2 protein-coding genes and 1 pseudogene are annotated in these 1,605 nt (G+C 34.6%); all 3 read left to right on the plus strand.

Annotated elements, in window-relative coordinates:
* Nucleotides 1-140 precede the first annotated feature (140 nt).
* Entirely contained in the window at nucleotides 141-284 is a 144-nt protein-coding gene (locus tag PVV63_RS10150) for a TrwH protein (RefSeq protein WP_273791747.1), read from the plus strand.
* Entirely contained in the window at nucleotides 281-1,225 is a 945-nt protein-coding gene (locus tag PVV63_RS10155; protein ID WP_273791748.1) for a type IV secretion system protein, read from the plus strand. Before PVV63_RS10150 ends, PVV63_RS10155 begins: the two co-directional genes overlap by 4 nt.
* A gap of 183 nt (nucleotides 1,226-1,408) precedes the next feature.
* Nucleotides 1,409-1,605 (plus strand): annotated as a pseudogene (locus PVV63_RS10160) (trwi protein); the annotation flags it as partial.

Below are 1,605 nucleotides of genomic sequence, written 5' to 3' on the forward strand. Positions count from 1 at the left end.
GAAATTGAGCTGTTTTTATAAATTAAAATGGAATAAAAAAGTAAAATAATTACACACAACGTACTTTACTTTATGTTCAAAATAATAATAATGACAACAAATATCAGGATGTATATAACAATAAAAAGAGTCATATTAAAATGAAGTCGATCATTCTTGTAATTTTGATTGCAAACCTTTTATCGGCTTGTGCTTTAGCACCAAAGCTAAAACAGCCAAATGATAGGAACCGGGTGCCTATTAATAAAACAATCCCTGCCGAAATCAAGCGAGGAGACAGATGAAAAAGCGATTTATTATAACAGGAATGATTACCCTTTGGGGAATGATAAATTTGGCACATGCAGTGAATATTGAGGGATCTCATATAGATCGATACAGGAAGACATATATTCCACAAGCACGTACTCCAGCGAAACCATCTGCTCCTGCAGTGAATGTTGGTAAAGCTCATCTAGATTCATACAGGCATACATATGTTATACCACCACGTACTCCATCGAATTCACCTGCTCCTGCAGTGAATATTGGTAAAGCTCATCTAGATTCATACAGGCATACATATGTTATACCACCACGTACTCCAGCGAAACCACCTGCTTCACCGAAATCACCTGCTACACCAGCAGAATATCTGGAGCTTATTAAGCTATTAAAAAAAGAGGAAATTATTGAGCTCTTAACAAAACAGCTTGAATTGAAAAAAAAACAACTTTCGCAAACAGAAACAACCTATCAAGCTATAACAAAGAATCAGAAAACTGAACCTAAAACAATTGACGTTTCTAGTTTTTTTCTCAAAGAGCCTGAACTGCTCTATAAGAAAGATAAGCTTTCAAGGGAATCATATCAAAAGGTATTAGAGGAAGAAAACAAAATTTCTGGGACTTTTGATAAAATGGGCAAAGCTATTTCGGAGCGTTTACAATTTGCATCGATACAAGATAAAGCTGTAAGTTTAGAAACTTTTGAAAACGTAGAAAATCGTTTTAAATACCTCGAACATCTATTAGATGAAATTCAAAAAAAAGAAAACCTGAAAGATATTGCAGATCTTCAAGCACGTATCGATGGTTCGTTAGCCATGATCCAAAATGAATTTATAAAGATGGAAATGGTAGCGCATTTACGTAATGCTGAGCAATCACTTATCAAAAGGAAAAGACGCGAACTTGATATGAAAATTTTTGACCATGAAAAAAACGGGATGCCTACCATACGATAAAAACAAAAGCCAATGTAGAAGGTTCAGTACTATCCGAACAATTCAAAGAGGCACAGAGATTTTATCAAAGCCAAGATATCGTAATGAAAACATTTAGGTAATGTATAAATGCGAATAACGCGTTTAGCATGTATCTATGTTTCAAGGTGATAAAAAGTTGAAAATTCGTTAAAGAGGAATTCCATGGACTTTACAGTGTTCACGCAACTTTTCAATAAAATTGATCAGATAACAAAAACATATGTCACGGATATTTCCTCAAAAACAATAGCTACAATTACACCCTTTGTTTCAATCGGTATCACAATTGCTTTCATCATCTATGGTTGGCTCATCATTCGGGGCGCTATAGATATGCCTCTCTCCGGATTTGTAAATCG

The sequence above is a fragment of the Bartonella sp. CM31XJBT genome, assembly GCF_028618555.1.
In the GTDB taxonomy this organism is placed as follows: Bacteria; Pseudomonadota; Alphaproteobacteria; order Rhizobiales; family Rhizobiaceae; genus Bartonella.

Excerpts from the sequence above, each read along its gene's own strand:
- PVV63_RS10150 (WP_273791747.1), top strand. The coding sequence starts at position 141 with ATGAAGTCGATCATTCTTGTAATTTTGATTGCAAACCTTTTATCGGCT.
- PVV63_RS10155 (WP_273791748.1), top strand. The coding sequence starts at position 281 with ATGAAAAAGCGATTTATTATAACAGGAATGATTACCCTTTGGGGAATG.